The organism is Roseicyclus persicicus (assembly GCF_012395815.1).
GTDB classification, from domain to species: Bacteria; Pseudomonadota; Alphaproteobacteria; order Rhodobacterales; family Rhodobacteraceae; genus Roseicyclus; species Roseicyclus persicicus.
On record NZ_JAAZQQ010000002.1, the window covers coordinates 151,060 to 175,500 of the forward strand.

20 protein-coding genes are annotated in these 24,441 nt (G+C 70.6%); 8 read left to right on the forward strand and 12 right to left on the reverse strand.

Going from position 1 to position 24,441, the window contains the following annotated elements; genetic code table 11:
- The first annotated feature begins 45 nt into the window (after nt 1-45).
- Nucleotides 46-570 carry a hypothetical protein gene (locus tag HCU73_RS05955; protein ID WP_168622519.1) on the forward strand — a complete coding sequence of 175 codons (525 nt, stop codon included), beginning with the start codon at nt 46-48 and terminating at the stop codon, nt 568-570.
- 78 nt (nt 571-648) lie between these two features.
- Here HCU73_RS05955 and HCU73_RS05960 read toward each other — a convergent pair whose 3' ends face one another.
- From HCU73_RS05960 to xdhA, 8 genes are read right to left on the reverse strand one after another with little or no spacing between them, the layout of a single operon-like run.
- Complete coding sequence (locus HCU73_RS05960) at nt 649-1,725, reverse strand: BMP family ABC transporter substrate-binding protein (protein WP_168622520.1); 1,077 nt, start codon at nt 1,723-1,725, stop codon at nt 649-651.
- Nucleotides 1,726-2,523, reverse strand: a complete 798-nt coding sequence (locus HCU73_RS05965) for an ion transporter (protein ID WP_168622521.1) — start codon at nt 2,521-2,523, stop codon at nt 1,726-1,728. It lies immediately after the preceding gene.
- Between the two features lie 10 nt (nt 2,524-2,533).
- Complete coding sequence (locus HCU73_RS05970) at nt 2,534-3,457, reverse strand: ABC transporter permease (RefSeq protein ID WP_168622522.1); 924 nt, start codon at nt 3,455-3,457, stop codon at nt 2,534-2,536.
- Nucleotides 3,454-4,539 carry an ABC transporter permease gene (locus HCU73_RS05975; protein WP_168622523.1) on the reverse strand — a complete coding sequence of 362 codons (1,086 nt, stop codon included), beginning with the start codon at nt 4,537-4,539 and terminating at the stop codon, nt 3,454-3,456. The genes HCU73_RS05970 and HCU73_RS05975 overlap by 4 nt, the downstream gene beginning before the upstream one ends.
- Nucleotides 4,536-6,062 (reverse strand): ATP-binding cassette domain-containing protein, encoded by a 1,527-nt coding sequence (locus HCU73_RS05980; protein ID WP_168622524.1) that lies wholly within the window; start codon nt 6,060-6,062, stop codon nt 4,536-4,538. The genes HCU73_RS05975 and HCU73_RS05980 overlap by 4 nt, the downstream gene beginning before the upstream one ends.
- Nucleotides 6,059-6,832 carry a xanthine dehydrogenase accessory protein XdhC gene (xdhC, locus tag HCU73_RS05985; RefSeq protein ID WP_168622525.1) on the reverse strand — a complete coding sequence of 258 codons (774 nt, stop codon included), beginning with the start codon at nt 6,830-6,832 and terminating at the stop codon, nt 6,059-6,061. Before xdhC ends, HCU73_RS05980 begins: the two co-directional genes overlap by 4 nt.
- Complete coding sequence (gene xdhB, locus HCU73_RS05990) at nt 6,829-9,276, reverse strand: xanthine dehydrogenase molybdopterin binding subunit (protein ID WP_168622526.1); 2,448 nt, start codon at nt 9,274-9,276, stop codon at nt 6,829-6,831. The genes xdhC and xdhB overlap by 4 nt, the downstream gene beginning before the upstream one ends.
- Nucleotides 9,273-10,673 (reverse strand): xanthine dehydrogenase small subunit, encoded by a 1,401-nt coding sequence (gene xdhA, locus HCU73_RS05995; RefSeq protein ID WP_168622527.1) that lies wholly within the window; start codon nt 10,671-10,673, stop codon nt 9,273-9,275. The genes xdhB and xdhA overlap by 4 nt, the downstream gene beginning before the upstream one ends.
- Nucleotides 10,674-10,956: 283 nt before the next feature.
- On the opposite strand from xdhA, the gene dnaE reads away from it, so the two are divergent.
- The gene (gene dnaE, locus HCU73_RS06000; RefSeq protein WP_168622528.1) at nt 10,957-14,475 is read left to right on the forward strand and encodes a DNA polymerase III subunit alpha; all 3,519 of its coding nucleotides are present in this window, start codon (nt 10,957-10,959) and stop codon (nt 14,473-14,475) included.
- Nucleotides 14,476-14,486: 11 nt separating this feature from the next.
- On the opposite strand, the gene HCU73_RS06005 is transcribed toward dnaE, so the two are convergent.
- A complete protein-coding gene (locus HCU73_RS06005) occupies nt 14,487-14,801 on the reverse strand; it encodes a type II toxin-antitoxin system RelE/ParE family toxin (protein WP_168623230.1) in 315 nt (104 codons plus the stop codon).
- Nucleotides 14,791-15,036, reverse strand: a complete 246-nt coding sequence (locus HCU73_RS06010) for a type II toxin-antitoxin system ParD family antitoxin (protein ID WP_168622529.1) — start codon at nt 15,034-15,036, stop codon at nt 14,791-14,793. Before HCU73_RS06010 ends, HCU73_RS06005 begins: the two co-directional genes overlap by 11 nt.
- Before the next feature lie 108 nt (nt 15,037-15,144).
- Here HCU73_RS06010 and HCU73_RS06015 point away from each other — a divergent pair, with 108 nt between their 5' ends.
- A complete protein-coding gene (locus HCU73_RS06015) occupies nt 15,145-16,359 on the forward strand; it encodes an MFS transporter (RefSeq protein ID WP_168622530.1) in 1,215 nt (404 codons plus the stop codon).
- A gap of 160 nt (nt 16,360-16,519) precedes the next feature.
- Here the strand turns inward: HCU73_RS06015 and HCU73_RS06020 are convergent, their stop codons facing one another.
- The gene (locus HCU73_RS06020) at nt 16,520-16,723 is read right to left on the reverse strand and encodes a SlyX family protein (protein WP_168622531.1); all 204 of its coding nucleotides are present in this window, start codon (nt 16,721-16,723) and stop codon (nt 16,520-16,522) included.
- 133 nt (nt 16,724-16,856) lie between these two features.
- Here HCU73_RS06020 and hisS point away from each other — a divergent pair, with 133 nt between their 5' ends.
- From hisS to HCU73_RS06040, 4 genes are all read left to right on the forward strand, one after another.
- Nucleotides 16,857-18,347, forward strand: coding sequence for a histidine--tRNA ligase (gene hisS / locus HCU73_RS06025; RefSeq protein WP_168622532.1), 1,491 nt, complete (start codon nt 16,857-16,859; stop codon nt 18,345-18,347).
- Nucleotides 18,344-19,453, forward strand: a complete 1,110-nt coding sequence (locus HCU73_RS06030; protein ID WP_338051999.1) for an ATP phosphoribosyltransferase regulatory subunit — start codon at nt 18,344-18,346, stop codon at nt 19,451-19,453. Before hisS ends, HCU73_RS06030 begins: the two co-directional genes overlap by 4 nt.
- Complete coding sequence (hisG, locus tag HCU73_RS06035) at nt 19,450-20,148, forward strand: ATP phosphoribosyltransferase (RefSeq protein ID WP_168622534.1); 699 nt, start codon at nt 19,450-19,452, stop codon at nt 20,146-20,148. Before HCU73_RS06030 ends, hisG begins: the two co-directional genes overlap by 4 nt.
- A gap of 194 nt (nt 20,149-20,342) precedes the next feature.
- On the forward strand, nt 20,343-21,311 hold the full coding sequence (locus tag HCU73_RS06040) for a porin (protein ID WP_168622535.1): 969 nt from the start codon (nt 20,343-20,345) through the stop codon (nt 21,309-21,311).
- A gap of 58 nt (nt 21,312-21,369) precedes the next feature.
- Here the strand turns inward: HCU73_RS06040 and HCU73_RS06045 are convergent, their stop codons facing one another.
- Entirely contained in the window at nt 21,370-21,807 is a 438-nt protein-coding gene (locus HCU73_RS06045) for a DUF1489 family protein (protein WP_338052000.1), read from the reverse strand.
- Between the two features lie 124 nt (nt 21,808-21,931).
- Here HCU73_RS06045 and HCU73_RS06050 point away from each other — a divergent pair, with 124 nt between their 5' ends.
- Complete coding sequence (locus HCU73_RS06050; protein ID WP_168622536.1) at nt 21,932-24,424, forward strand: adenosylcobalamin-dependent ribonucleoside-diphosphate reductase; 2,493 nt, start codon at nt 21,932-21,934, stop codon at nt 24,422-24,424.
- The last annotated feature ends 17 nt before the right edge of the window (nt 24,425-24,441 follow it).

Genomic DNA, 24,441 nt, shown 5'->3' on the forward strand with positions numbered 1-24,441 from the left:
GCGCCTCGGGCGGGGCCGGGCGGGTGCCTTGCAGAAGGAGACTTCATGATGCGCAGTCCCCTGGCCTTGCGGCTGCGGCTGGCGGCCCTCGGGCTGGCCGCGGTGGTTGCCGCGCCCGGTCCTGTCGGGGCCGACATGCCGGCCGTGCAGGATTTCTACCTGGATGTCCCCGGCTTTTCCGCCCTGGTGGCGGCAAGCTACGGCCCCGAGACCGCCACGGCGGTCGCGGCCGCAATCCTGGCCGAGGCGCCCCCGGGCGAGGGGCTCGGGTCGCCCTACGCCGGGGCCCTGACCCGGATCGGATGGATCGGCACGCCCCTGGCGATGATCCGGGCCGCCGACCCCGACCCGGCGCGCCTTGCCGCCTTCCTTGAGGAGGTCAACGCCGCGGCCCCGCTGCGGTCCATGCTCATGTCGCGCGATCTGGGTGGATGCATCCTGCACAGGATGGAGCTGGCCGGGGACGACACCGCCGGGGTCCTCGTGACCGGCGCCCCGGATCCCTACGAGGGCTGCACGACCTACGGCGATCCGGCCTCGCTGTCGATCACCCTGATGATCGGTGACTGACCGGCCGGGCCGGGGCGGCCGGGAACGAGAAAGGCCCGCCACCGGGGCGGGCCTTTCCTTGGCGCGGTCGCAAAGGGCTCAGTTCGGGATCTCGCCCGTGATGCCCTCGACGTAGAAGTTCATGCCGGCCAGCGTGCCGTCATCGGCGATCTCGCCCTCGGCCAGCCACGCGGTGCCGTCCTGCCGGTTGATCGGGCCGGTGAAGGGGTGGTACTCGCCCGCCGCGATCGCGTCGATCATGGCCTGCGCCGAGGCGCGCACCTCGGCGGGGATCGCCTCGGTCATCTCGCCGATCAACACCATGCCCTCGGGGATGCCTTCCCAGGTGTCCGACTGTTCCCAGGTGCCTTCCATCGCCTCGCCGACGCGGCGGATGTAGTAGGGCGTCCAGTTGTCGATGATCGAGGCGACGCGCGGACGCGGGGCGAACTGGAACATGTCATTCGCCTGACCGAACGAAATGATCCCGGCTTCCTGCGCCACGACCTGAGGCGCGGTGGAATCGGTGTGCTGCATGATCACGTCGGCGCCCGCGTCGATCAGGGCCTGTGCGGCATCCGTTTCAACGGCCGGGTCCATCCAGGTGTAGGTCCAGACCACCCGCATCTCGACGTCGGGGTTCACCGCGCGCGCATGCAGATAGGCCGAGTTGATGCCCATGATCACTTCGGGGATCGGGTAGGACGCGATGTAGCCGATGATGTTGCTTTCGGTCATGTGGCCCGCGATGTGGCCGATCACCGCGCGGCCCTCGTAGAAGCGGCCCGAGTAGGTCGAGACGTTGGGATGCTCGCGCATGTAGCCCGTGGCGTGCTCGAAATAGACATCCGGGAACTGGCCCGCGACGGCGTTGGTGGCCTCACCAAAACCGAAGGAGGTGGTGAAGATCATGTCGGCACCGCCGAGGATCATCTGCCGGAGCACGCGCTCCGCATCCGGGCCTTCGGCGACGTTCTCGACGAAGACCGTGTCGACCGCCTCGCCGAAATGCGCGTCCATTGCTTGCCGCGCCTGGTCATGCGTGAAGTTCCAGCCCATGTCGCCGGTCGAGCCGACATAGACAAAGCCGACGGTGAACGGGTCCTGCGCCGCGGCGGGCAGCGCGAGACCCGCGGCGATCGCCGCCGAGGCCAGAAGTCTGGTGACAGGTTTCATTCAGGTATCCTCCGTGTTGGATGGGTTGGGTGCCGTCTGCGCGCCGGGGCCGCCGGCACGCTTGTCGGGGTCGGGGTCGAGCGGCGTGGCCTCGGGCCGGTCGTGTCCGGCCTCGGCCAGCGCCGCGGTGATCAGGCCTGCGGGCACGGCGATGACGCCGATCCCGATCAGCAGGATGACGCCGGTAAAGACGCGCCCCCCCACGGTGATCGGGTAGACATCGCCATAGCCGACCGTGGTCAGCGTGGCCACCGCCCACCACAGGCTTTCTGGGATCGAGCCGAAGGCCTCGGGCTGGGCCAGGTGCTCGAAATGGTAGATGCCCACCGCCGCGAGGTAGAGCGCGACGCAGGCGATGAACAGGAAGATCAGGAACTCGGCCTTGACCCGGTTGATCGCCATGGCGATCCGGTCGAGCGCGCGGTTGGCCTTGAACAGCTTGAGGATGCGCAACAGCCGCAACAGCCGCAGCGACCGCACCGTGGTGAGGTCGGGAAACAGGAACAGCACCGCGGGCACCACGGCGACGAAATCGACGATGCCCCAGAAGCTGAGCGCATAGCGCAGCGGGTGCGCAGAGCACGTCAGCCGCAGCACGTATTCGACGCAGAAGGCGGCGAGGATGACCAGCTCCAGCCCCTGCAGCACGCCGCGCGCGCGCTCGGACAGGTCGGGCAGGGTCTCGACCGCGATCACCACGGCCGAGGCGACGATCAGGCCGTAGATTGCCAGCGCCACGCCGCGCCCCACCCGCGGGTGGGTGCCGTCGAGGATCTCGATGACGTCCGCGCGGTGCATCGGCCCCCCGTCAGCTCGACGCGTGGAACACCCGCCCGAGCGCCGCCGGCGCGTTCAGCGCGGCGCGGCTGCGGTCGGACGAGATGATCACGAGCACGAGGATGGTGACGAGGTAGGGCGAGGCATCCAGCAGCGCGACCGGCACGCCCACCTCGACCGCCTGCAGCCGCAGCTGCAGCGCCGCGATGCCGCCGAAAAGCCACGCGCCCAGCAGCACCCGCCACGGCTTCCACGAGGCGAAGACCACCAGCGCCAGCGCGATCCAGCCCGCGCCCGCGGTCATCCCCTCGAACCAGTTCTGGACGCGGACCACCGACAGGAAGGCCCCGCCCAGCCCCGCGCAGGCGCCGCCGAACAGGATGGCGAGGATGCGGATGCGCACGACCTTGTAGCCCAGCGCATGGGCCGCGTCGTGGTTCTCGCCCACCGCGCGCAGGATCAGGCCGATCCGGGTGCGCGTCAGCACGTACCAGACCGCCGCGACAAGGATCAGGGCGACATAGGTCAGGGTCGAATGCGAGAACAGGATCGGCCCCGCGACGGGGATGTCCCGCAGCGCCTCGGGGAAGGGGCGGCTGACGGGCGGCACCGGCAGCCCGCCGTAGCCCACCCCGATCAGCGCCGCGAGCCCCAGGCCGAACAGCGTCAGCGCCAGCCCCGAGGCGACCTGGTTCGCCATCAACAGCTGCGTCAGAACCGCGAACAGCATCGCCAGCGCCGCCGCGCCCCCCATCCCCGCGACGAAGGCCATGAGCGGCGATCCGGTGTGGTGCGCGGTGACGAAGCCGCAGACCGCGCCCATGATCATCATGCCCTCGACGCCCAGGTTCAGGACGCCGGCCTTTTCCACCACCAGCTCGCCGATGGCGGCCAGCAGCACCGGGGTGGACACGGTGATCAGCGCGACGATCAGGGTGACGGGGTCGATGATCATGCCGGGGCGCGTCCCTTCAGGCGGATGCGGTAGTTGGCCAGCAGGTCCAGCGCCAGCAGGAAGAACAGGAGCATCCCCTGGAACGCCTGGATCGCCGGCGCCGGAATGCCCATCATCAGCTGCGCCAGTTCGCCCCCGATGAAGGTCAGCGCCAGCAAGAGCCCCGCCAGCAGGATGCCCACCGGGTTCAGCCGCCCGAGGAAGGCCACGATGATCGCGGTAAAGCCGTAGCCCACGTTGAAGTCGATCGAGATGCGGCCCGCCGGCCCCGACACCTCGAACAGGCCCGCGGCGCCGGCCAGCGCGCCCGACACGCCCATGCACAGGATCACGAGGCGGCCCGCGTTCACGCCGCCGAAGCGCGCCGCCCGCGGCGCCTCGCCCGCCAGCCGGATCTGGTAGCCCAGCACGTGGCGGTTCATCACCACGTAGGCCGCGATCACCGCGACGAAGGCCGCCAGCACGCCCCAGTGCATGCCCGTGCCCGCGATCAGCTCGGGGTTGTCGGTGCCCGGGTGCCGCGACAGGGTGCGGCTGCCGGGAAAGCCCGAGCCCTCGGGGTTGCGCAGCCAGCCGGTCGCGGCCGAGGCCAGCATCGCCTCGGCGACATAGACCAGCAGCAGCGACACGAGGATCTCGTTGGTCCGCGCATAGACCCGCAGCAGCGCCGGGATCATCGCCCAGAGAAACCCGCCCAAGAGCCCCGCCAGCACCATGCCGGGAAAGATCAGCGGGCTTTCCGACGGCCAGAAGGCAAGGCCAAAGGCCGCCCCGCAGATCGCGCCGACGATGTATTGCCCCTCGGCCCCGATGTTCCAGATGCCGGCCCGGAACCCCAGGCTGAGGCCGATGGCGATCAGGATCAGCGGCCCCGCCTTCACCAAGAGCTGCGGCCGCGAATAGCTGGCGAACTGCTGCGAGAACAGCGGGTCCCAGAAGATGATGCGGATCGCCTCGACCGGGTCCTTGCCCAGCGCCGCGAACATCAGCCCCCCCGCGGCCATGGTCAGCACGACGGCCAGCACCGGCCCGCCGATCACCCAGCCGCGCGAGGGCTGCGGGCGTTTTTCCAGCCGGATCAAGCGCCCGCCCCCGCCGCGACGTCGTGCATGTCATGGGCGCCGCCCAGCATCAGGCCGATCTCCTCCATCGTCAGCCCGCGCGCGGGCCGGGGCGCGCTCAGCCGCCCCTCGTTCAGCGCGCAGAACCGGTCCGAGATCTCCAGCAACTCGTCGAGGTCCTGGCTGATGACGATCACCGCCGCCCCGCCCTGCGCGAGATCCAGCAGCGCCTGCCGGATCGCGGCGGCCGCGCTCGCGTCCACGCCCCAGGTCGGCTGGTTCACCACCAGCACGGTGGGATCCTGCAGGATCTCCCGCCCGATCACGAATTTCTGCAGGTTCCCCCCCGACAGCGCCCGGGCGGCCACCCCCGGCCCCGGCGTCCGCACGTCGAAACGCGCGATGATGGCCTCGGCGAACCCCCGCGCCTTGCCCCAATTGACGAAGCCATGGGCGTCCAGCCCCTGCCGGATGCGCCCGGTCAGCACCGCGTTTTCCGTCAGGCTCATGTCTGGCGCCGCGGCATGGCCAAGCCGCTCCTCCGGCGCGCAGAGAAGGCCCAGCACCCGCCGCTCGTTCGGCCCCAGATGGCCCACCGGCTGCCCCTGCAGCGTGATCGCCCCGGGGCTGACCGGCGTCTCGCCCGACAGGGCCGACAGCAGCTCGTCCTGCCCGTTGCCCGCGACGCCCCCGATGCCCAGCACCTCGCCCGCCCGCACCTCCAGCCCCACGTGCCGCAGCGGCATGCCGAACGGCGAGGCCGGCGTCACCGACAGGCCCGCGACATGCAGCAGCACCTCGCCCGGCTCGTGGTCGTCGCGCGCAGGCACGCTCAGCGACTTGCCCACCATCAGTTCCGCCATGTGCGCCGCCGTCACCTCGCGCGGGGTGCACTCGCCGACCTTTTTCCCGAGCCGCAGGATCGTGGCCGCGTCGCACAGCGTGCGGATCTCCTCCAGCTTGTGGCTGATGTAGAGGATCGCCGTGCCCTCGGACGACAGCTTGCGCAGGGTGTGGAACAGGATCTCCACCTCCTGCGGCGTCAGCACGCTGGTCGGCTCGTCCATGATCAGGAGCTTGGGGTCCTGCAAGAGACACCGGATGATCTCCACCCGCTGGCGCTCCCCCGCGCTCAGGTCGCCCACCAGCCGGAACGGGTCGAGCGGCAGGCCGTAGGTCTCGCTGACGGACCGGATGCGCTCGGCCAGGTCGCGGGCCTTCGGCGGGTTCTCCATGCCCAGCGCGATGTTCTCGGCCACGGACAGCGCCTCGAACAGGCTGAAATGCTGGAACACCATCGCCACGCCGGCGGCCCGCGCCGCCCGCGGCTCGGACGGCGCATAGGCCGCGCCCCGCAGGCGCATCGCGCCGCGGTCGGGCTTCACCAGGCCGTAGATCATCTTGACCAGCGTCGACTTGCCCGCCCCGTTCTCGCCGAGCAGGGCATGGACCTCGCCCGGCTGGACCGAGAACGACACGGCGTCGTTGGCGACGACGCCGGGATAGGCCTTGGTCAGCCCCTCGATCTCGAGCAGCGCGGTCACGGGCTGGTCACTTTCCCCCTGTGGATCGGCTTGGCTGCCGATTCCTTGTGCAGATGCTCTTTCAGTAGCCGCGCGGCGACCCCCACGGCAATGGCTTGCGGGTGCTTGCCCAGCCCCGGGTCCCCGATCGGGCAGTCGATGCGCGAAATTTCGGCATCGGAATGGCCCAGTGCCGCCAGCCGCGACCGGAACCGCGCCCATTTCGTCGCCGACCCGATCAGCCCGCAACTGGCAAAGCCGCGGGTCAGCGCGGCGTGGCAGAGCGCAAGGTCGATGTCGTGCGAATAGGTCAGGATCAGGTGATGCGCATGGTCCGGCGCATGGGCCATCAGCCGCGGCAGGTCGGCGGCGGGCAGGGTCTCCACCCCCTCGGGGACGCTGTCGGGGAACCGCGCCCGCCCGGTGTCGGCCCAGGTGATCGCCACATGGGGCAGGGGGGCCAGCACCGCCACGACGGCGCGCCCCACATGCCCCGCGCCCCAGACCCACAGGTCGGCGCCGCGCGGGCGGTCGAGCGTCTCCACCGCCTCGAACCGCAGCGTGACGGCCCCGCCGCAGCATTGCCCCAGCGACGGGCCCAGCGGTATCCGGTGCTCGGCGTATGCCTTGCCATCGGCCAGCATCTGCCGGCCGATCCGCATCGCCTCCCATTCAAGGGCACCGCCGCCGATGGTGCCCGCGATCCCGTCCGCCCGCACCAGCATCGCCGTCCCCGCCTCCCGCGGGGCCGAGCCCTGCACGGCCATGATGGTGACGCGGATCCCGCTCATGGTGCGCCCCGCGCCCGGTCGACGGCGGCCAGCACGGCCTCGGCGGTCGCGGGCGCCTGCAGGTCGGGGTAGTGCGGCCCGCAGGCGGCGCAGGCGTCGCTCAGCGCCATCAGCACCGAGATCCCCAGCATGAAGGGCGGCTCGCCCACCGCCTTGGAGCGGTAGATCGTGTCCTCCCGGTTCGCCCCGTCCCATAGCGCCACGTTGAAGACGTCCGGCCGGTCGGAACAGGCCGGGATCTTGTAGGTCGACGGCGCGTGGGTGCGGAGCCGCCCCTTGTCGTCCCAGACCAGCTCCTCGGTCGTCAGCCACCCCGCCCCCTGCACGAAGCCGCCCTCGATCTGCCCGATGTCGAGCGCGGGGTTCAGGCTGGCGCCCGCGTCATGCAGGATGTCGGTGCGCAGGATCCGGTTCTCGCCGGTCAGCGTGTCGATGACGACCTCGGAACAGGCCGCGCCATAGGCGAAGTAGAAGAACGGCCGCCCCCGGCCCGCGATCCGGTCCCACTCGATCTTGGGCGTCCTGTAGAACCCCGTGGCCGACAGGCTGACGCGCGCCATGTAGGTCCGCTTCACCGCTTCCTCGAAGGGCATCTCCGCGCCCCCCGCCCGCACCATGCCGTCCGCGAAGACAACCTCGGCCGGGTCCGCCTGCAACTCGGGCGCGACCACGGCGGCGATGCGCGCCCGGATCTCGTCGCAGGCCGCCTTGACCGCCATCCCGTTCAGGTCGCTGCCGGAACTGGCCGCCGTGGCGGAGGTGTTCGGCACCTTGGCCGTGTCCGTCGCGGTGATCTTGACCCGGTCCATTTCCACGCCGAAGCGGCTGGCCGCCACCTGCGCCACCTTCTGGAACAGGCCCTGCCCCATCTCGGTCCCGCCGTGGTTCATGTGGATCGAGCCGTCCTGGTAGACATGCACCAGCGCGCCCGCCTGGTTCAGATGCGTCAGCGTGAAGGAGATGCCGAACTTCACCGGCGTCAGGGCGATCCCCCGCTTCAGCACCGGGTTCGCGGCGTTCCACGCCGCGATGGCCGCCCGCCGCCCGGCATAGTCGCAGCTGTCGGCCAGCCGGTCGGTCATCCCGTGCAGGATGAAATCCTCCACCTTCATCCCGTAGGGCGTCACGCCATCCCGCGCCGCCACCGGCACCGGCGAATGCGCGCCCCCGTAGCGGCTGCTCCGCCCCGAGGTCGGCTTGACCTTCATCGCCCCGCGCCCCGCCAGGTCGGCGGTCTCGAGCCGCCCTCCCATCTTTGCTTCGAAAATACTCCCGCCGGAGGCTCCCGCACCCTCCACCCGCGCCTCCGGGTAGTAATTCAGCCGCCGCACTTCCAGCGGGTCGCGGCCGAGCGCATGGGCGACATGGTCCATCACCCGCTCGATCCCCACCATGCCCTGCGGGCCGCCGAAACCGCGGAAGGCGGTCGCGCTCTGGTGGTTCGTCCGCAGCCGGTGCGAGGTGATGCGGGCGGCGGGCAGGTCATAGGCGTTGTCGGCGTGCAGCATCGCGCGGTCGGCGACCGGCAGCGACAGGTCCATCGACCAGCCGCAGCGCATGAAGTGGGTAAAGTCGACGGCGAGCAGCCGGCCGTCCGAGTCGAAGCCCACGCGGTAGTCGACACGCAGGTCGTGGCGCTTGCCGGTGATGGTGAAATCGTCGTCGCGGTCGTAGCGCATCCGGGCGGGGCGGCCAGTGCGGGCGGCGACCAGCGCGCAGGCGATGGCCAGCGCGTTGCCCTGGCTCTCCTTGCCGCCGAAGCCGCCGCCCATGCGGCGCACCTCGACCCGGACGGCGTTCATCGGCAGGCCCAGCGCGTCGGCGACCTTGTGCTGGATCTCGGTCGGGTGCTGGGTGGAGGACTGCACGATCATGTCGCCCCCCTCCTGCGGGAGGGCGAGGGCGGCCTGGCCTTCGAGGTAGAAATGCTCCTGCCCGCCCATCTCGATCCGGCCCTCGATCACGTGCGGGGCACGGGCGAGGGCGGCGTCGACGTCGCCCTTGGCGTAGATGCGGGGGCCGTCCTCGAAGCGGGAGTTGGCGGCGAGCGCCTCGTCGACGCCGAGGATCGGCGTCTCCTCGGCGAGCTCGAGGCGGGCGAGGCGGGCAGCCTTGCGGGCGGCCAGGTGGGTGTCCGCGACGACGAGGAACAGGGGCTGGCCGGCGTAGTGGATCGTTCCATCGGACAGGAGCGGCTCGTCATGGGCCGAGGGGGAGCAATCGGGGTTGTGCACCAGATCGCCGGCCGCCCAGACCTCGACAACGCCGGGCGCAGCCCGGACGGCGGAGAGGTCCATCGCCGTGATCCGCCCCCTGGCGATCGGCGCGGTGCCGAAGGCGAGGTGCAGGCAATCGGCCGGCACCGGGATATCGTCGATGTAGCGCGCCCGTCCGGTGGCATGCAGCGCCGCCGCGTCGTGGGGCAGGGGCCTCGACACGCTCATGCCCGCACCTCCAGCACGCTCACCGCCTCGCCCCGCGTCTCCCTGAAATACCGCATCAACATGCCCTGCGCGGCCCTGAGCCGGTATCCCGCCGAGGCGCGCATGTCGCTGAGCGGGGTGAAGTCCTCGGCGAAGCCCGCCTGCGCGGCGACGACGGTCGCCTCGGTCCAGGGCCGGCCGACCAGCGCCTGTTCGACCTCAGTCGCGCGCTTCGGCGTCCCCGCCATGCCGCCGAAGGCGATGCGCGCGGCGGTGACGGTGCCGTCCTCCACGGCCAGGTTGAAGCAGCCGCAAACGGCCGAGATGTCCTGGTCGAACCGCTTCGACAGCTTGTAGCAGGCGAGCCGGTCGGGCTGGATCGGGACCGTCACCGCTTCGACAAATTCGCCAGGCGCACGGTCCTGCTTGCCATAGGCGAGGAAGAAATCCTCCAGCGGCAGGGTCCGGCGCGTGTCCCCTTTGCGCAGGTGCAGCGTGGCGCCGAGCGCGATCAGCGCGGGCGGGCTGTCGCCGATGGGCGAGCCGTTGGCGATGTTGCCGCCCACCGTCGCGGCGTTGCGCACCTGGACCGACCCGTAGCGGCGGATGAGCTCCGCGAAGGACGGGTGGCGGTCGGCGAGGAAGGCGCCGAGCTCGGTGAGGGGCGTCATCGCGCCGATGCGGATTATTTCCTGATCGGCAACAATCCCGCGCAAGTCGGCGCAATTGTTCAAGAAGGCCACGGGCGACAGCTCCCGGAGCGCCTTGGTCACCCAGAGGCCCACGTCCGTCGCCCCGGCGATCAGCGTCGCGTCGGGGTGCGCCTCGTACCAGGCGGCGAGCTCGTCCGACGACGTCGGGCGGGCAGGGGCCGTCGCTCCCGAAGGGCGTATTTGGGGAAAGATGAAGGACGGGTCGCGGAGTTTTTCCGCGTCGGCGCGCATCCAGCCGGGGACGGGGGCGTCGGCGGCGGCCTCGGCCGCGCGGACGATGGGGGCGTAGCCGGTGCAGCGGCACAGGTTGCCGGCAAGCTGGTCGTCGTGGTCGCGGCGCCCGTTCAGGTGCGCCACCGCCATCGAGACCACGAAGCCCGGCGTGCAGAAGCCGCATTGCGACCCGTGGTGGTCGATCATCGCCTGCTGCACCGGGTGCAGCGTGCCGTCGGGGCCCGCGATGCCCTCGACCGTGCGCACGGCGCGCCCCTCCAGCTGCGGCAGGAACAGGATGCAGGCGTTCAGCGCCCGCGCCGTGCCGTCGCGGTCGGTGACCATGACGGTGCAGGCGCCGCAGTCGCCCTCGTTGCAGCCCTCCTTGGTGCCGGTCAGGCGCCTGGTCTCGCGCAGCCAGTCGAGCAGCGTCGTGGTCGGCGGCACGTCCGCCGCCTGAGGTTCCCCGTTCAGAAGAAACCTGGTGCTCATGGGGTCTTGTCCGCCGCGGTACCTGATCCGGGGTGGTCGTCCGGCGCTCGATGCGGCGTAGAGCGCGGCCCCGTTTCCCTGTCTGACCACCTGGTAGAAAACCGGGTGTGGGGGCGCAATGCAAGCCTCCTTGCGCGTGGGCGCGCCACGACAGCGGGCAGATGCCCGTTTCGCAGGCAGGACGCGGGGCCGCCCGTCAACCCCTCGGGGGCGGGCGTCGATCCGCCCCCAGATGTGGCGGTGCCGGGTTCCCCCGGGCGCGGGCCTCGGCTAGCCTGCGCCCATGGCCGATCCGCGATTCATCCACCTGCGCCTGCACACCGAGTATTCGCTGCTGGAAGGCGCGATGCGCGTGAAGAAGCTGCCCGGCCTCGTCGCCGCGGCCGGGATGCCCGCCGTCGCCGTGACCGACACCAACAACATGTTCTGCGCGCTGGAGTTTTCCGAGACCGCGGCCAAGGCCGGCATCCAGCCGATCATCGGCTGCCAGATCGACCTGGACTACGACCCCGTGCGGCCGGGCGAGCGGCCGGTGCCCTATGCCGCGCTGGTGCTGCTGGCGCAGACGCGCGAGGGCTACGGGAACCTGCTCAAGCTCAACTCCTGCCTCTACCTGCGCGGCGACGGGACGCTGCCGCATGTCACGCTGGAGGAGCTGGCCGCCCATGGCGACGGGCTGATCTGCCTGACCGGCGGCCCCGACGGCCCGCTGGGGCGGCTCCTGCAGACCGGCAACCGGGGCAAGGCCGAGGCGCTGCTGACGCGGCTCGAGGCCATCTACGGCGACCGTCTCTATGTCGAGCTGCAGCGCCACCCGGGCGAGGGCGGGCGGCCCGAGGCCGAACGGCTGACCGAGCGGCCCTCGGTGGAGCTGGCCTATGCCCGCGGCCTGCCGCTGGTGGCCACCAACGACGTCTACTTCCCCAAGCCCGACATGTTCGCCGCCCATGACGCGATGATCTGCATCGCGCAAGGCGCCTACGTCGACCAGGCCGAGCCGCGCCGGCGCCTGACCCCGCAGCACCATTTCACCACGCCCGAGGAGATGGCGGCGCTGTTCGCCGACCTGCCCGAGGCGCTGGAGAACACGGTGGAGATCGCGCGGCGCTGCGCCTTCCGGGCGCGGACGCACCCGCCGATCCTGCCGCGCTTTGCCGAGGACGAGGTGGAGGAACTGCGGCGGCAGGCGCGCGAGGGACTCAAGGCGCGGCTCGCCGTGATCCCCCACGCCGCGCCGGTGGGGGAATACGACAAGCGCCTCGACTTCGAGCTCGGCATCATCGAGCGGATGGGCTTTCCCGGCTATTTCCTGATCGTGGCCGACTTCATCAAGTGGGCCAAGGACCAGGACATTCCCGTCGGCCCCGGGCGGGGGTCGGGCGCGGGCAGCCTCGTCGCCTACGCCCTGACGATCACCGACCTCGACCCGCTGCGCTACAGCCTCCTGTTCGAGCGGTTCCTGAACCCCGAGCGGGTCAGCATGCCCGACTTCGACATCGACTTCTGCATGGACCGCCGCGAGGAGGTGATCCGCTACGTGCAGGAGCGCTATGGCCGCGACCGGGTGGGCCAGATCATCACCTTCGGCGCGCTCTTGTCCAAGGCCGCGGTGCGGGACGTGGGCCGCGTGCTGCAGATGCCGTTCGGGCAGGTCGACAAGCTGTCCAAGATGATCCCGCTGGAAGGCGTCAAGCCCGTCTCGATCGAGCAGGCCATCGCGCAGGAGGACCGCATCCGCGACGAGATGCGCGAGACCGAGCAGGACCGGCGCGACGGGCGCACCAACCCGGTGAAACGCCTGTTCGACTACGCCGGCAAGATCGAGGGGTTGTTGCGCAACGCCTCGACCCATGCCGCGGGCGTGGTGATCGGCGACCGGCCGCTGGACGAGCTGGTGCCGCTCTACCGCGACCCGCGGTCGGACATGCCGGCGACCCAGTTCAACATGAAATGGGTGGAACCCGCCGGGCTGGTGAAGTTCGACTTCCTCGGCCTCAAGACCCTGACCGTGGTGCAGAACGCCATCGACCTGATCCATGCCTCGGGCCGCCAGCTGCACGAGGCGCCCGACGGCACCCGCCTCTACGAGCCCGCCGCAGGGGCCGAGAACCAGATCAACGCGATCCCGCTGGATGACGCGAAAACCTACGAGCTTTACGCCAGCGCCAAGACGGTCGCGGTGTTCCAGGTGGAAAGCTCGGGCATGATGGACGCGCTGCGGCGGATGCGGCCCACCTGCATCGAGGACATCGTGGCGCTGGTGGCGCTCTACCGCCCCGGCCCGATGGAGAACATCCCCACCTATTGCGAGGTCAAGAACGGGCTCCGGCCGCTCGAGTCGATCCACCCCTCCATCGACCACATCCTGAAGGAGACGCAGGGCATCATCGTCTACCAGGAACAGGTGATGGAGATCGCGCAGGTCATGGCGGGCTACAGCCTCGGCGGCGCCGACCTGCTGCGCCGGGCGATGGGCAAGAAGATCCCCGAGGAGATGGCCAAGGAACGGCCCAAGTTCATCACCGGCGCGGTAGCCAACGGCATCCCCGAGGCCAAGGCGGGCGAGGTGTTCGACCTGCTCGAGAAATTCGCCAACTACGGCTTCAACAAGTCCCACGCCGCCGCCTACGCCGTCGTCAGCTACCAGACGGCATGGCTCAAGGCGAACCATCCCGTGGAATTCATGGCCGCGGTGATGAACTGCGACATCCACCTGACCGACAAGCTGGGCATCTACCGGCAGGAGGTGGACCGGCTGGGCATCGAGGTGGTGCCGCCTTGCGTCAACCGCTCGGGCGCGACCTTCACGGTGGAGGACGGGCGCATCCTCTATGCCCTCGGCGCGCTCAAGAACGTGGGCGTCGACGCCATGCGCCTGATCGTAGAGGCGCGGGGGAAGAAACCCTTCCGCACCCTCTTCGACTTCGCCCGCCGCGTCGACCTCAAGCGCGTCGGCAAGCGCAGCCTCGAAATGCTCGCCCGCGCCGGCGCCTTCGATGCGCTCGACCGCAACCGCGCCCGCGTCTTCGCCGCGCTCGATGCGCTGACCGCGTGGTCGGCGGCGATCCACGACGCCGCCGCCTCGAACCAGGTCTCGCTCTTCGGCGAGGCCGGCGACGACCTGCCCGAGCCGCGCCTGCCCAGCCCCGACGACTGGCTCCCGGGCGAGCGGCTGGCCGGCGAACATGCCGCCATCGGCTTCTACCTGTCCGGCCACCCGCTCGACGACTACCTGCCGGCGCTGCGGCGCAAGGGCGTGCAGACGCTGGCCGAGGTGGAACAGAAGGTGCAGGGCGGCCCCTTCGTGGCGAAAATGGCCGGCGCCGTGTCGGCCCGGCAGGAACGCAAGAGCCAGAAGGGCAACCGCTTCGCCTTCGTGTCCCTGTCCGACCCCACGGGCCTCTACGAGGTCACGCTGTTCTCCGACGTGCTCGAGGCCACGCGCCAGCACCTCGACACCGGGTCGAACGTGATCCTGCAGGTCGAGGCGACGCTCGAGGCCGACCAGCTGAAACTCCTCTGCCGCGGCGTGCAGCCGATCGACGCCGCCGTCGCCGCCGAGGCCACGGGCCTGCGCGTCTTCGTCGAGGGCGAGACCGGCATCGCCTCGGTCCAGTCGCTGCTCGCCCGCATGGTGCAGGACGCCCCCCGCGCCGCCCGCGGCCCGATCCACCTGTGCCTGATGCACCCCGACCTGCCCGGCGAGGTCGAGCTGGTGCTGGGCGACCGCCTGCCCGTCTCGCCCCAGATCAAGGGCGCGCTGCGGTCGATGGACGGGGTGGTGACGGTCGAGGAGGTCTGAGGCCGAGGCCCTCAGACGCCGCCGTCGCCAAGCAGCGCCAGCCAATCCTGCCGCGCGGCCAGCACCCGCAGGATCAGGACGCCGTCCTCGTCCACGCGGTAGAGGACGATGTGGGCGCGGTAGGGGTGCAGGCGCATCGGACGCCCCGATTTCTGCCAGACCGCCCGCCCGAGTCGCGGGAAGGCCGAGACCCGCCCGAACAGCGCAAGCAACTCGTCATAGTAGCGTTCCGCCTGCTCGGGCGACCAGCGCGCCGACCCGTAGAGCCAGATCTCCTGCAGATCCTGCTCGGCCTCCCGGCTGACCCGCCAGGGGTCAGCCTCGATGGGTCATCGCTCGCATGCGGGCGCGGAACACCTCCGGATCGAAATCCTCCGCCACCCCGCTGTCGATACCCTTCTGCGCCTCGACCATGAGCGACTCCAGCGCCGCCTGCCGCTCCTGGTCGCGGCGGATCAGGTCGCGGACATAATCGCTCGCGTTCGCATAGCGGCCATCGGCCGTGCGGCTCTCGACCCACGCCTTCATCGCGTCGGGCAGGGATACGTTCATCGTCGCCATGTCGGGCACCTCCTGCCCTCCACTCTACCCGCGATGGCAAACCTTGCCAATCCTTGCCATCGCGGGCCCCCTTCCCATCCGCCCGGCCCGGGCCTACCGTCGCCGCCCATGACCGTCCTCGACAGCCGCGCCTCCTGGGCCCGCCTCGGGCTCTCGCTCCTGATCTCGCTGATCGGGAACGTCGGCATGTGGGCGATCATCGTGATCCTGCCCGCCGTGCAGGCCGAATTCGGCACCGACCGCGCCGACGCCGCGATCCCCTACACGCTCACCATGGTCGGCTTCGCGCTCGGCAACTTCCTGATCGGCCGCGCGGTCGACCGCTTCGGCGTGGCGTGGTCGCTGGCCGCCTCCGCCGTCCTCATGGCGGCGGGCTACGCGGCGGCGGCCTTCGCGCCCAACATCCTGACGCTGTCCGCGCTGCAGCTCCTGATCGGCTTCGGCACCGCCACCAGCTTCGGCCCCCTCATCGCCGACGTCTCGCAGTGGTTCCTGCGCCGCCGCGGCATCGCGGTCGCCATCATCGCCAGCGGCAACTACCTGTCGGGCGCGATCTGGCCGCTGATCCTGGCCGACATCCTCGCCGGCCCCGGCTGGCGCACCGCCTACCTCGTGATCGCCGCGACGACGCTCCTCGTCATGCTGCCCGCCACCTGGCTCCTGCGCAAACCGCTCCCCGACAGCGCGCTCATGGCCTCCGAGGCCGCCGCCACCCTCAAGGCCCGCACCGCTGGCCTGTCGCCCCGCGCGCTCACCTGGCTCCTCGCCGCCGCCGGCATCGGCTGCTGCGTGGCGATGTCGATGCCGCAGGTCCACATCGTCGCCTACTGCACCGACCTCGGCTACGGCCCCGCCGTGGGCGCCGAGATGCTCAGCCTGATGCTGATGGGCGGCGTCGCCTCGCGCCTCGTCTCGGGCCTCCTGGCCGACAGGCTCGGGGGCGTCATGACCCTCCTCATCGGCTCGACCCTGCAGATGCTGGCGCTGGCGCTCTACCTGCCGACCACGGGCCTCACCTCGCTCTACCTCGTCAGCCTCGTCTTCGGCCTCAGCCAGGGCGGCATCGTGCCGAGCTACGCCATCATCGTCCGCGAATACCTCCCCGCCCGCGAGGCCGGCGCACGGGTCGGCTTCGTCATCATGGCCACCATCGTCGGCATGGCGCTGGGCGGCTGGCTCTCGGGGCTGATCTACGACCTCACCGGCTCCTACCGCTGGGCTTTCCTCAACGGCATCGCCTTCAACGCGCTGAACGTGGCGATCATGGTGGCGATCCTGCTGCGCTCCCGCCCGCGCGCGCCCCGCGCCGCCCTGGCCGCGTAACCCCCGTTTAAGGTTAACGCGCCCCCCCTCATCTTTGCTTCCGAAATACTCCGGGGGGTGAGCGCCGGTCCGGTCCCTGACCGGCGATCGCTCCGGTGGAGCGATCGAGGCGCGAACGGGCGGAGCCCCGGATCGTGGGCTGGCCCCCCAGCCGCGCCCCTCACCAATGCGGCGGCCGCTGGTCGGCCAGCGGGATCGTCCCGCCCCCCTCCACCTCGCGCTCGGCCTCGCGCGCCAGCAGCATCTCCACCCGCCGCGTCAGCCGCGCCAGCTCCGCGTCCTGCCGGGCCACCACCTCCGAAAGGTCCTCTGCCACCCGCTCCAGGTAGGCGATCCGTTCCTCCAGCGCCGTCCGGTCCGTCATCCGCCCCTCCGCCTCGTCTGCACAGGCTGTGTACAGCATGTGCACGCCCGGTGCACGGTCTCCCGCGCCTCCGCCTTGCCGACCGCGCCCCCCTCCGCTAGAGGGGGCGCGACCAGACCCGAGGCCCCGACCGATGGCGAAAGACCGCAAGCAGCCCCGCCCCAAGGCCGAAACGCCCAAGGGCTTCCGCGACTATTTCGGCGCCGAGGTGACCGAGCGCCAGGAGATGCTCGCCAGGATCGCCGAGGTCTACCGCCGCCACGGCTTCGACCCGCTGGAAACCTCGGCCGTGGAAACCGTCGAGGCGCTGGGCAAGTACCTCCCCGATGTCGACCGCCCCAACGCGGGCGTCTTCGCTTGGGCTGAGGAGGAGGGCGAGGGCGGCAGCTGGCTCGCACTCCGCTACGACATGACGGCGCCCTTGGCCCGCGTCGCGGCGCAGTACCGCAACGACCTGCCCAACCCCTACCGCCGCTTCACCATGGGCCCCGTCTGGCGCAACGAGAAGCCCGGCCCGGGCCGGTTCCGCCAGTTCTATCAATGCGATGCGGACACGGTCGGCGCGGCCTCGGTCGCCGCCGACGCCGAGATCTGCGGCATGCTGGCCGACGCGCTGGAGGCCGTGGGGATCGACCGCGGCGACTACATCGTGCGGGTCAACAACCGCAAGGTGCTGAACGGCGTGATGGAGGTCGCGGGGCTGGCGGGCGACGACAAGGAGCACGCCCGCGGCATCGTGCTCCGCGCCATCGACAAGCTCGACCGGCTGGGCGAGGACGGCGTGCGCGCCCTGCTGGGCAAGGGCCGCAAGGACGAGAGCGGCGACTTCACCGAAGGCGCGGGGCTCTCGGACGCGCAGGCCGACGTGGTGATGGGCTTCATGGCCGCCCGGCGCGACAGCGGCGCCGCGACGGTCGCCCGGCTGCGCGAGCTGGTGGCCGGCTCGTCGGTCGGCACCGAGGGCGTTCAGGAACTCGAAACCATCGCCTCTCTCCTCGCCGCCGCCGGCTACGGCCCCGACCGCATCGTCATCGACCCCTCCGTCGTCCGGGGCCTCGGCTACTACACCGGCCCGGTCTACGAGGCCGAGCTGACCTTCGAGATCCTCGGCGACGACGGCCGCCCGCGGCAGTTCGGCTCCGTCGCCGGCGGCGGGCGCTACGACGACCTCGTGAAACGCTTCACCGGGCAGGAGGTGCCGGCCACCGGCGTGTCCATCGGCGTCGACCGGCTGCTCGCCGCGCTGCGCGCCAAGGGGCGGATGGGCGGCGACGCGCAGGGCCCGGTGGTCGTCACCGTGATGGACCGCGACCGCATGGCCGACTACCAGCGCATGGCGGCCGATCTGCGCGCCGCCGGCCTGCGCGCCGAGGTCTACCTCGGCAACCCCAAGAACTTCGGCAACCAGCTGAAATACGCCGACAAACGGGCCAGCCCCGTGGCCGTCATCCAGGGCTCGGACGAGGCCGCCCGCGGCGTGGTGCAGCTCAAGGACCTGATCCTCGGCGCCAAGCTCGCGCAGGAGGCGACGCTCGAGGAATGGAAATCCCAGCCCGCGCAGGTCGAGGTGCCGCTGGCCGATCTTGTAGCAGAAGTCCGCAAGCTCCTGGACCGGCACAGGTGACGCCCAAATCCGCCCTCCGGGCCGAGGCGGCGGCGCTTCTGGCCTTCTTCGAGGCGGCGGGTGCCGTGCCCGTCGAGGCGGATCTCCTGTTGCCCGCCGACACGCTGCTCGACCTCTACGGCGAGGACATCCGCGCGCGCGCCTACGTCACCCACGACCCCGACCGGGGCGAGTTGATGCTGCGCCCCGACTTCACCGTGCCGGTGGTGCAGATGCACATGGCCGGCGGTGCCGAGCCCGCGCGCTACACCTACATGGGCGAGGTGTTCCGCACCCAGGCCGCGGGGTCGGGGCGGCCGTCGGAATACATCCAGGTCGGCTACGAGGTCTTCGACCGCGCCGACCCGACCCGCGCCGATGCCGAGGTCTTTGCCCTGTTCGCGCAGGCGCTGGCGCCGCTGGGCCTGCGCGCGGTGACGGGCGACATGGGCATCCTGATGGCCGCGGTCGACACGCTGTCGACGACCGACGCGCGCAAGGCCGCGCTCCGCCGCCACATCTGGCGCCCGCGGCGGTTCCGGGCGCTGCTCGACCGCTACACCGGCCGCGTGGCCCTGCCGCCCGCCCGGGCCCAGCTGATCCGCGCCATGCAGGCCCAGGGTGCCGGCGCCCTGATCGCCGAGGCCGGGCCCGAGATCGGGCTGCGTTCTGCGCAGGAGGTGGCCGAACGGCTGGCCGCGCTGGTCGCCGACGGCGCGGCGCCGCCGATCGGCGCGGCCGAGGCCGAGGTGCTGGGCGTGATCCTGTCGCTCAAGGCCGCGCTGCCCGACGCCTACGAGATGCTGTGCGACGTCTGCGTCGACCTGCCGGGGCTGGCCCCCGCGGTCGACCGCTTTGCCGCCCGCATCGAGGCGCTGATCGCCGCCGGCATCGACGTGGGCGAGCTGCCCTTCGAGGCCAGCTTCGGCCGCACCACGATGGAATACTACGACGGCTTCGTCTTCGGCTTCCTCGCACCGGGCCGGCCCGACCTGCCGCCGGTGGCGACCGGCGGGCGCTACGACGCGATGACCCGCCACCTGGGCGGCGGGCGCGAGATCCCGGCCGTGGGCGGCGTGATCCGGCCCGAGCTGGTGTCCCGGCTCAAGGCGGAGGCGCGGCCATGACGATCCGGCTGGGCGTGCCGTCCAAGGGGCGGCTGATGGACAAGACCTTCGCCTGGTTCGCCGAGCGGGGCCTCGAGATGCGCCGCAGCGGGTCCGAGCGGGAATACGCGGCCACCGTCGACGGCGCCGACGTGGAACTGATGCTGCTGTCGGCAGGCGAGATCCCGCGCGAACTGGCCGCGGGGCGCATCCACCTGGGCGTCACCGGCTCGGACCTGGTGCGCGAGCGCATCCCGGCCTGGGACCAGGCGGTCGAGGTGGTGGCGCCGATGGGCTTCGGCCACGCCGACCTGGTGATCGCGGTGCCGCGGCTGTGGATCGACGTCGCCACGCTGGACGACCTCGACGCCGTCGCGGCGGCGTTCCGGCGGCGCCACGGGTTCCGCCTGCGCATCGCGACCAAGTATCACCGCCTGGTGCGGGAATTCCTGCGCGACGCGGGCGTGGCCGACTACCAGCTGGTCGACAGCCAGGGCGCGACCGAGGGCACCGTGGCGCACGGCACCGCCGAGGCCATCGCCGACATCACCTCCTCGGGCGAGACGCTGCGCGCCAACCACCTGAAGATCCTCGATGACGGGGTGATCCACCGCTCGGAGGCCACCCTGTTCCGCGCCCGCGGCGCGACCTGGGGCGCGGCCGAACGGCGCGCGATGGACGACCTGTCACGCCGGCTTGTCAGAACGACTGTCTGACCTGTTGCCGATTTGCGACGCGGAATAATTGTAAATCGCAACGGATAGACACGTTCCGCGGGATTCATTACTGCTTAATTCTTAGGCGGGTGCCCCCTGCGTCTGGAGGTATTCCCGACTTTGAAATGGGGTGACGAGGGCGTTTACTTTGTTCCACGCCGCTCGGTTCCGCGCCGAAATTTATGGAGTCTGCCATGTCTCACCTTCGTACCATCCTGCTGTCGGGGGCCGCGCTCGTGGCGCTGCCGCTGGCGGCGCAGGCCCAGACCGGCCCCGGTTTCTCGGGCACGCTGACGCTGGGGTATTCGTCCTCCTCGATCGGGGGCCTGCCCGTGGGCGTCGATCTTGACGCCCTGTCGATCGACGTCGTCACCGACATCGCCTTCAGCGATGCCTTCACCGTCGGGCTGGACTTCAGCATGTCGACGGGCTCGCTCGACATCGCCGGCGGCGCGCTGGACCTCGACATCGACCTGATCGGCCTCGCCATCGAGCCGGCCTACCACTTCGGCAACGGCGCCTACGTCGGTGTCTACTACCGCATGGGCGATCTCGACCTGTCGCTCGCGCCGCTCCCGATCGCGCTGGGCGTCGACACCGAAAGCTACGGTGTCTTCGGCGGCTACGAGCACGGCCCGCTCTGGGTCGAGGGCTTCATCGGCACCTCCGACAGCGATCCGGGCCTGCCGAGCGGCATCGACATCATGGACTACGGCATCGCGATGTCCTACGACATCAACAGCCAGTTGGCGGTCTTCGGCAGCGTGATCCGCACCGACATCGACGCTGGCGGCACCGACCTTGACCTCACGGCCATCTCGGTGGGCGCCGACTACGACTTCGGCAACGGCCTGTCGGCCTACGGCTCGGTCGGGATGCTCGACATCGGCCTCGGCCCGCTCGGCGACTTCGACGCCACGGGCATGACCATCGGCGTCGCCTACGACCTCGCCTCGATGGGCACCCCGATGACGCTGAACCTCGAGTACTCGCACACCACGATCGACCTCGGCCCGATCCCGCTCGACCCGGATATCGACCGTTTCGCGATCGGCGTGACCATCCCGCTGGGTGGCGGCTCGTCCGAACCGCTCAACTCCAACACCCGCACGGCGCGCGGCGATTACCGCTCGGCCATCGCGGCGCTGGCCAACTCGCTCTGAGTTCGGCTGCAGCCTGACACGAGGAAACGCGCGGCCCCCCGGGTCGCGCGTTTCGCGTTCAGAGGACCCCGATCTCGGCCAGCGCGGTCTGCAGGGCGGGGGGCAGCGTTTCCTCCTCCTCGCGGCCCTGCGGCAGGTCGCGCGGGGCGTCCTCGGGCGACAGGTACCGCCAGCCCTGGAACGGCCGCTTGGGCGTCGCGGCCACCCGCGTCACGGCGGGGTCGAGCACGATGCCGCAGCGCGGGATGCCGTCGCCGCCCACCACCTCGTCCAGCCGCAGGATGCGCTGGCGGCACAGCACCAGCCCCTTGAACACCCAATAGAGCGAGCCGCCCGCCAGCACCTCTTCGGCACGCTTGGGCCACATCCGCGTGACATGCCGCGGCAGCCCGTCCGGCCCCTTGGCCCGCGCCGTCGCCTGCCAGTCGGTCAGGTCCTCGACCCGCTCGGCGCCGACGCAGAGCTTGATCAGGTGAATTGTCCCCGGCTTACCCACAGATCGCTCCACAGAATCCCGAAATCCCTACCCCATATCGTAGGGCTGTCACGATCCGCTGCAATCTGTTGATCGCCCCGGCCACAAAGGTTATCTTGGCCGTCTGCCGACAGGAGCCCCCCGCATGAGCCGTTTCGCCGCCCCCATCGCCGCGCAGATCTGGGACATGAAGTACCGCCTGAAACAGGCGGACGGCACGCCCATCGACCAGACGGTCGAGGACACCTGGCGCCGCATCGCCCGCGCGCTGGCCTCGGTGGAACAGGACACCGCTGAGTGGGAAAACCGCTTCTACGCCGCGCTCGAGGATTTCCGGTACCTGCCCGCCGGCCGCATCGTCGCGGGTGCGGGCACCGGGCGGTCGGTGACGCTGTTCAACTGCTTCGTCATGGGCACCATCCCCGACAGCATGGGCGGCATCTTCGACAACCTGAAGGAGGCCGCCCTGACCATGCAGCAGGGCGGTGGGATCGGCTACGATTTCTCCACCATCCGGCCCAAGGGCGCCGCCGTGCACGGCGTGGCGGCCGACGCCTCGGGGCCGCTGTCCTTCATGGACGTGTGGGACGCGATGTGCCGCACCATCATGTCGGCGGGCAGCCGCCGCGGCGCGATGATGGCGACGCTGCGCTGCGACCACCCCGACATCGAGGCCTTCATCGCCGCGAAATCCGACCCCGCGCGGCTGCGCATGTTCAACGTCTCGGTTCTGGTGACCGACGCCTTCATGGCCGCGGTCGAGGCCGATGGCCCCTGGGACCTCGTCTTCGACGGCAAGGTCTACCGCACCGTGCAGGCGCGCGACCTGTGGAACCGGATCATGCGGGCGACCTACGACTACGCCGAACCCGGCGTGATCTTCATCGACCGCATCAACGCAGAGAACAACCTCCAGTACGCCGAGACCATCGCGGCCACGAACCCCTGCGGCGAGCAGCCCCTGCCGCCCTACGGCGCGTGCCTCCTGGGCTCCATCAACCTGTCGCGGCTGGTCGAGGACCCCTTTGCCCCCGCCGCCCGGATCGAGGCCGAGCGGCTGGACGACCTCGTCGCCGTCGCGGTGCGGATGATGGACAACGTGGTCGACGCCTCGCGCTTCCCCCTGCCGCAGCAGGCGCAGGAGGCGCAGGCGAAACGGCGGATCGGGCTGGGCGTGACGGGCCTCGCCGACGCGCTGGCCATGGTCGGGCTGCGCTACGGCTCGCCCGAGGCGGCGGCGCAGACGGCGGATTGGATGGAGGCCATCGCCAACGCCGCCTACCGCGCCTCGGCCCTGATCGCGGCGGAAAAGGGGGCCTTCCCCCTCTACGACGCCGCGGCCTATGCCGACGCGCCGATGATCCGCCGCCTGTCGCCCGAGGTGCAGGCGCTGATCGCGCAACACGGGCTGCGCAACGCGCTCCTCACCTCCATCGCGCCGACCGGGACGATCAGCCTGTTCGCCGGCAACGTGTCGTCGGGGATCGAGCCGATCTTCGCCAATTCCTATACAAGAAAGGTCCTGCAACCCGACGGCACCCGCACCGAGGAGGAGGTGGTCGACTACGCCGTCGCCATGTGGCGCGAGATCGAGGGCGACGCCGACCTGCCCGACCAGTTCGTGACCGCCCAAACGCTGGCGCCGATGGACCATGTGCGGATGCAGGCCGCCGCCCAGCCCTGGATCGACTCGTCGATCTCCAAGACGATCAACGTGCCCGCCGACATCTCCTTCGAGGACTTCAAGGACGTCTACGCCGAAGCCTACCGCACCGGCTGCAAGGGCTGCACGACCTACCGCCCGAACGCGGTGACGGGGAGCGTGTTGAGTGTGGCCGAGGATGGGAAGGCTGCTGCGCCCAGCTTTGGCGAGGCTTTCGCTCGTCACCTCAGCGAGACTGGCAAGAGCGTTGCCGAGGTAGCCGAAGCGACCGGCGTAAATTACCATACGCTCGACAAGTTGAAGAAGAGGAGCGGGTCGAGCACCAGCGCAGAGAACGCTCACAAGATTGCCGCGTTCTTCGGCAAATCGGTTAAAGGCTTCCTCAACGCTGCCGCCCCCGAAGTCGTGGCGACGACCGCCGCAGAACCCCTCCGGCCCCACGGCGACGTCATCTACATGTCCGAGCCGCTCGACCGCCCGCAGTCGCTCGAAGGCCACACCTACAAGCTCAAGTGGCCCGACAGCGAGCACGCGCTCTACATCACCATCAATGACATCGTGCTGGCCGGCCACCGGCGGCCCTTCGAGGTGTTCATCAACTCCAAGAACATGGAGCACTACGCCTGGACGGTCGCCCTGACGCGCATGATCTCGGCGGTGTTCCGGCGCGGCGGCGACGTGTCCTTCGTGGTCGAGGAGCTCAAGGCCGTCTTCGACCCGCGCGGCGGGGCCTGGATGAACGGCAAGTATGTCCCCTCGATCCTCGCGGCCATCGGCGGCGTGATCGAGCGGCACATGATCTCCATCGGCTTCATCGCCGGCGAGGGGATGGGCCTGAAATCGGACCCGCAGGCCGAGGTGGTGAACCTCGGGCACAAGCCGGGGCCGGCCTGCCCGAACTGCGGCCAGTACGACATGCGCATGGCCGAGGGCTGCCTGACCTGCAACAGCTGCGGCTACTCCAAGTGCAGCTGACCCGTGCCGCCCGCGGC